This window comes from Bacillus hominis, assembly GCF_018332515.1.
GTDB lineage: Bacteria > Bacillota > Bacilli > Bacillales > Bacillaceae_G > Bacillus_A > Bacillus_A hominis.
In genome coordinates, this window is sequence record NZ_BOQD01000341.1 from 1 (window position 1) to 5,089 (window position 5,089).

The following is a 5,089-nucleotide window of genomic DNA, read 5'->3' on the forward strand; positions in this document are numbered from 1 at the left end:
ATAGAGACAAACTATAAAGGGGGCATTAAAATGAAGGCTATTATTTCATACGAAACACCTTTAGAACAAGCACATTTCACTGCAAAAAATAACGAAAAAGATATGTTTTATAAAGAAAATACTGAAGAATCTGTAGAATCCGCACTTCAGTATGACGTATTAGACGCTGTTGGAGAATTTAAAGGACAACCTGGCTACATCGTTTGTAACAACATTTCTGTAACAGACGAAGGTCGCCCTGTATTTGAAAACCGTTTTAAAAACCGAGCAGGCCTAATTGAAAACGAACCAGGATTCCAAGCGATCCGCGTTCTTCGCCCATTAAGTAACGATACATATGTCATCTTAACGATGTGGGAAACAGAGCAAAACTTTAAAGACTGGACAGAATCACGTTCATTCGAAAATGCTCATAAAAAACGTCCTGCACAAACAGAGGGACAAGCTCCGGCGCATCCACATGCGGAAGGACAAAAAAGCATTTTCTCTCGTCCATCTTTTGTGACTACTTTTGATGTTTTAGTTTAGAAGTTCGCAACAATTGGTACGTGAGATTATATCGACCGTACGACAAAAAAGGAAACACCATTACACACTGGTGTTTCCTTTTTCTTTGTACCAATTATATATGCGAAGTGCATCTTCTTTACGCATATGCTTCACTTCATAACCGTGCCCTGCCACTGATACGGCAGCTGTACATAACTCGCCTTTCTTTTGAAAATACGATTGATTGTATCCTACTGCTTGAACATGCCTTCTTCTCATAATCCCTGTATATTTCGCAAGACCTCGGTACACCATCGTTAATTGATTGTCTCTCATCATATAACCGCCGCTTGTATAACGAGCGTATGCAAGTATTGTAAATACGACACATAGTGGTATCAGAGTGAACAAGGCAATATGTTGTTTAAAATATATGCTCGTACCGACAATCGGCACTGCGAGCACCGCACTTGTAACCCAGCCCATAATAATATAACGCCGCAATGCAGCCTTCGGTAAATGAACGATTTCGTCTTCCATTTCATACGGCAACTGCAAATAAGTAAGTAACTGCTGTACATCTTGTTTCCTCATAAAAGGATGTAACATCACTTCATTGCCGGCGGATTCTATACTTTGAATGACTTCCACCTCGACAGAGCAATAACCGAAAGGCTGCCGAAGAATTCCTTCTTTCACAGTAATCGCTTGAATGCGGTGTAATTTTAAAACAAACTCTTTCTTTTCAAATAAACCTTGAACGATGCGAATTTCATTTCCGTTTCGCTCTATTTTAAAGTTCGCATATTTTAACGCATAGCCGGCCGTAGAAACGACCCACGAAACCACCATTAAAATCGCGGCCATAACGATTAATTCATATACACCGTTATCCATCACATACGCTTCCACTTTATTTATGAGCCATTTTGGAAGAAATTCATTAAACTCTGAGTAAATAAGAAGAAGTCCAGAAAATACTAACCCGAATCTACCAGATGTAATAGATGCGAATAAAATTTCTTTCGTTGTTAACTGGTACACCGTCTTACTTTCTTCTGCTGCGGGCACTTCTTCAGTCACAACGCTTCTTTCTTTATGTAATAAGGCAATTAGTTCCTTCGCTTCGTCTTCTTTAATACCAGCTAACATTACTTCTGGTTCAGTACCGCCGCCCGCTACTTCTATATTTAACTTCGTAAGTCCAAGCATTTGATAAATAATGTTAGAAGACGTACTAATATTTTGCACACGGTCTTTATTTAAGTAGCTTTCTTTCTTAACGAACACACCATGTTTTATATGTAAAATATTATTTTCAACCCAGTACACTTTAAAATACCATTTTACAGCTGAAAAAATAGCCATAATAGTTAAAAGGAACAATAAAACAAAATAAAATAAATACCACGGTTCATTCTCGTCTGAACGAAATAGAACAAGAAAAATAAAAGGCAACAAAGTCGCAATTCTAATCCCTAATAATATCGTGATTGGATGTTGCCTCTTATACATCCTCATCACTCACTTTCGCAAGTTCTCCAATTTGTCTTTTCAGCTGCTCTGCTTCTTCTTTCGTTAAACCTGGAATACTATGAGAAGTTGCCGCTGTTGAAATATGTAATTCTGCTAAATTATACTTTCTCATAATTGGCCCTTGCTCAATCGTCACGTGCTGCACACGGATCATCGGAATAAGCACACGCTTAACAACAAACATTCCCTTTTGAATCTCAATCTCTTCTTCATTTAATCTGTAACTATAATAACGTTGACGTAAATTTGGAAACACAAAATAATCAAGTGGAATAAATGTAATAGCTCCTGCTACTAACAATCCAAACAACCAGCCCCACCAGTTAAAGTTAATCATAAAAAAGAAATACGCAATTACGACTGCAAGTATAACCACTGCCCCAATTAAAGCGTGAATCCTCCACACTTTCAGCATATTAGCATGAATCTCCCTTTCTAACGGCTGCATCTCATCACTCCAATTATATGAATTTACTAATTATATATTAGTTGTTATATACAGTTTTGTAAAATTATAGTTATTACATCATATCGAGCATTTCTTTAAAATTCCCTTCATTAATTGAATACACTTGAAACTGAATATAATCTATCTCATTCGTATCCTGATGAGCAAATGGCAAAACAGTAAATCTTGCTGCCGATCTCCCTAACATATCTATAATCATAAGAGAAACATCAATATATTCGAAGTCTACACGGAATACTACCACTTCTCCCGTACATTCATAATCTTTAATTGCATCATAAGACTTATTCGCATTAATCAGCATCACTTTGAATAGTTGGTTCAAATTTTCTGGTTTGAAATTAATCATTTATACAACTCCTTTTTCGAACAAAACACTATGAAAACAATGTAATCCTATAACCTCATAGCCTCACACATCAATTATATTAAAAATAAAGCTAGTTTTTTATAATTTTTTTGATATAATTACATACGGGAAACGGGAAGAATTTTGTCTTCCCTTGTGTTTTTATTTGCATCTAGTACTTTTGCTAGATGCTTTTTTTTATGCTAAACAAACTTAAAAAGGTATCCTCAAATACTTTGAGGATACCTTTTTATCGATTTAGTGTATTTCAACAATTGTACCATCTTCAAATACTTTGAATACGCCAGTAAATCCTGGTCCAGCTGCGCCTTCTATTTTATATGTCGTACGCACTCTAATTTGATAATATTTCTTTCCATTTTCTACTTGCGTATTCTCTAGTGTGTAATCATATTCTTCTTTATATTCATTTTTGATATATTCTTTAGCTTTCTCAAAAGTAAATGCATCTTGATTCTTTCCTGTCTCTACCTTTTTGGGCTTCTCTGCCGTTACCTTTTCATTCTTTTCTGTTTCTACTTTTTGCGACTTCTCTGTCGTTACCTTTTCATTCTTTTCTGCCTCTACCTTTTTGGGCTTCTCTGTCGTTACCTTTTCATTCTTTTCTGCCTCTACCTTTTTGGGCTTCTCTGTCGTTACCTTCTGATTCGTTACTACATTTGTTTTTTGTGCCTTCGTTGCTTCACTCTTTGCATTTTTTTCTTCTTCATCAATTTTCGTGATTAATCCTACAGCTTTTTTATTATATTCTTCAAGGTTCTTGTTATCTTTTGTTTCTGAAACTAGCTTATTTAGTAACTCTTTCGCTTCTGCATAATTTTTCTTATTTATTAACTCTTCACTTTTCACCAGTTGCTCGCTATACTTCTTTTTTTGTTCTAAGATGGCTAGTAATGCTGTTCGTTCTTCCTTTGCTTGTTTTATAAGCGCATTACTTCCATCCTTCACACTCTCTACTTTTTCAAATGACTTGATCGATTCTTCTAACTTTGCTTCGTCTTTTAGCTTCACTGCTTCAATCATTGCTTTCGTTTGTTCTACAAGCACTTTTACATCTGAATCATCTTTTTTCTCATCTAGTGCTTTTTCAAATGATGATAAAGCTGTTTTATATTCTTTATTCGTTAGTGCGGTATTCCCCTCATCCACCGCTTTTTCAAAATTCCCATTACTACATCCAGCTAGCATTAAAAATGTAAGGCCAATTACTGTTAATAGTTTTTTCATTTTCTCTCCCCCTATATATCCCTAAAATAATAACATCATATGTATAAAAGTCTGTGTAGCAATTAGACTGAAAGCAAATATGTACTACATTGTGTGTGGGAAAGGAAGTACATTTCATTTGCTATCATTAGTTAAAACTCCCAAATAGTTGGTAGTTGGTTTTCTTCTTCTTCTTTTAAGACAGAAAGGAATTTTAATAAAGCCCTTACTCAGAATCTTTACTACACACACTCTTATACACATAGAAAAATCATTTTTCGTTTATAGTTTGCTATTTCTTCAGCTTTAAATATTCTCAGCTAATTGGAATACAAACTATAATCTGTAACACACAGAAAAGCAACAGAAAACAAACCGCAACAAAAGTCACGATTCGTAACTATTTTGTAACACAAATGTAACATAAAGGTTTTAAACATACAATAATTTTTTTTACATTATTTTCCCCCTCTACATTTTAAGATCCAATAAGATTCCAATCCTAATTTCATCTCCCACCTACTATTGGACTATCGCTCTTCAAACGCTTTAAGAACGGGACTTATTTCCTAAATCGTTAAAATTAATTACATAGATTGCTCTTTTTCAACAAAACACTACGAAAACGTATAACCTTTTCCTTCCATACCTTTACACATCAAATATATATAATAAAGCTAGTTTTTATACTTTTTTTGAAATAAGCACATTCGTGAAGCGGGAAGACATTTATCTTCCCTTGTGTTTTTTATTTGCAGCTAATTCTTTTGCTAGATGCTTTTTTTTATGCCAAATAAAGATAAAAAAGGTATCCTCAAATACTTTGAGGATACCTTTTCACTTTTATTATTTTTGCTGTTTTCTACCTAATACGAGTAATCCAAAACTCATCATTACAAGAATTGCTCCCATATATGGTTCCACAGGCATTTTCTGTCCTGTCTTCGGTAGTTCTTTTTCAGGTTTTTCTGGATTCATTGTTCCAGGATTCTCTGGATTCGTTGTTCCTGGTTTTTCTG

The 5,089-nt window shown here is 34.7% G+C and carries 6 protein-coding genes; 1 reads left to right on the forward strand and 5 read right to left on the reverse strand.

The window, feature by feature from the left end:
• The first annotated feature begins 30 nt into the window (after positions 1-30).
• Positions 31-528, forward strand: a complete 498-nt coding sequence (gene hmoB / locus KI356_RS24295; RefSeq protein WP_002116825.1) for a heme-degrading monooxygenase HmoB — start codon at positions 31-33, stop codon at positions 526-528.
• 60 nt (positions 529-588) lie between these two features.
• Here the strand turns inward: hmoB and KI356_RS24300 are convergent, their stop codons facing one another.
• From KI356_RS24300 to KI356_RS28430, 5 genes are all read right to left on the reverse strand, one after another.
• On the reverse strand, positions 589-2,004 hold the full coding sequence (locus KI356_RS24300; RefSeq protein ID WP_212936699.1) for a PH domain-containing protein: 1,416 nt from the start codon (positions 2,002-2,004) through the stop codon (positions 589-591).
• Positions 1,997-2,473, reverse strand: a complete 477-nt coding sequence (locus KI356_RS24305; RefSeq protein WP_212936700.1) for a PH domain-containing protein — start codon at positions 2,471-2,473, stop codon at positions 1,997-1,999. Before KI356_RS24305 ends, KI356_RS24300 begins: the two co-directional genes overlap by 8 nt.
• A gap of 73 nt (positions 2,474-2,546) precedes the next feature.
• Complete coding sequence (locus KI356_RS24310) at positions 2,547-2,843, reverse strand: protoporphyrinogen oxidase (RefSeq protein WP_212936701.1); 297 nt, start codon at positions 2,841-2,843, stop codon at positions 2,547-2,549.
• A gap of 258 nt (positions 2,844-3,101) precedes the next feature.
• Positions 3,102-4,091 carry a hypothetical protein gene (locus KI356_RS24315; protein ID WP_128282074.1) on the reverse strand — a complete coding sequence of 330 codons (990 nt, stop codon included), beginning with the start codon at positions 4,089-4,091 and terminating at the stop codon, positions 3,102-3,104.
• Positions 4,092-4,916: 825 nt separating this feature from the next.
• Positions 4,917-5,089: LPXTG cell wall anchor domain-containing protein (locus KI356_RS28430; protein ID WP_212936702.1), on the reverse strand; the 173-nt coding region annotated here is incomplete at its 5' end.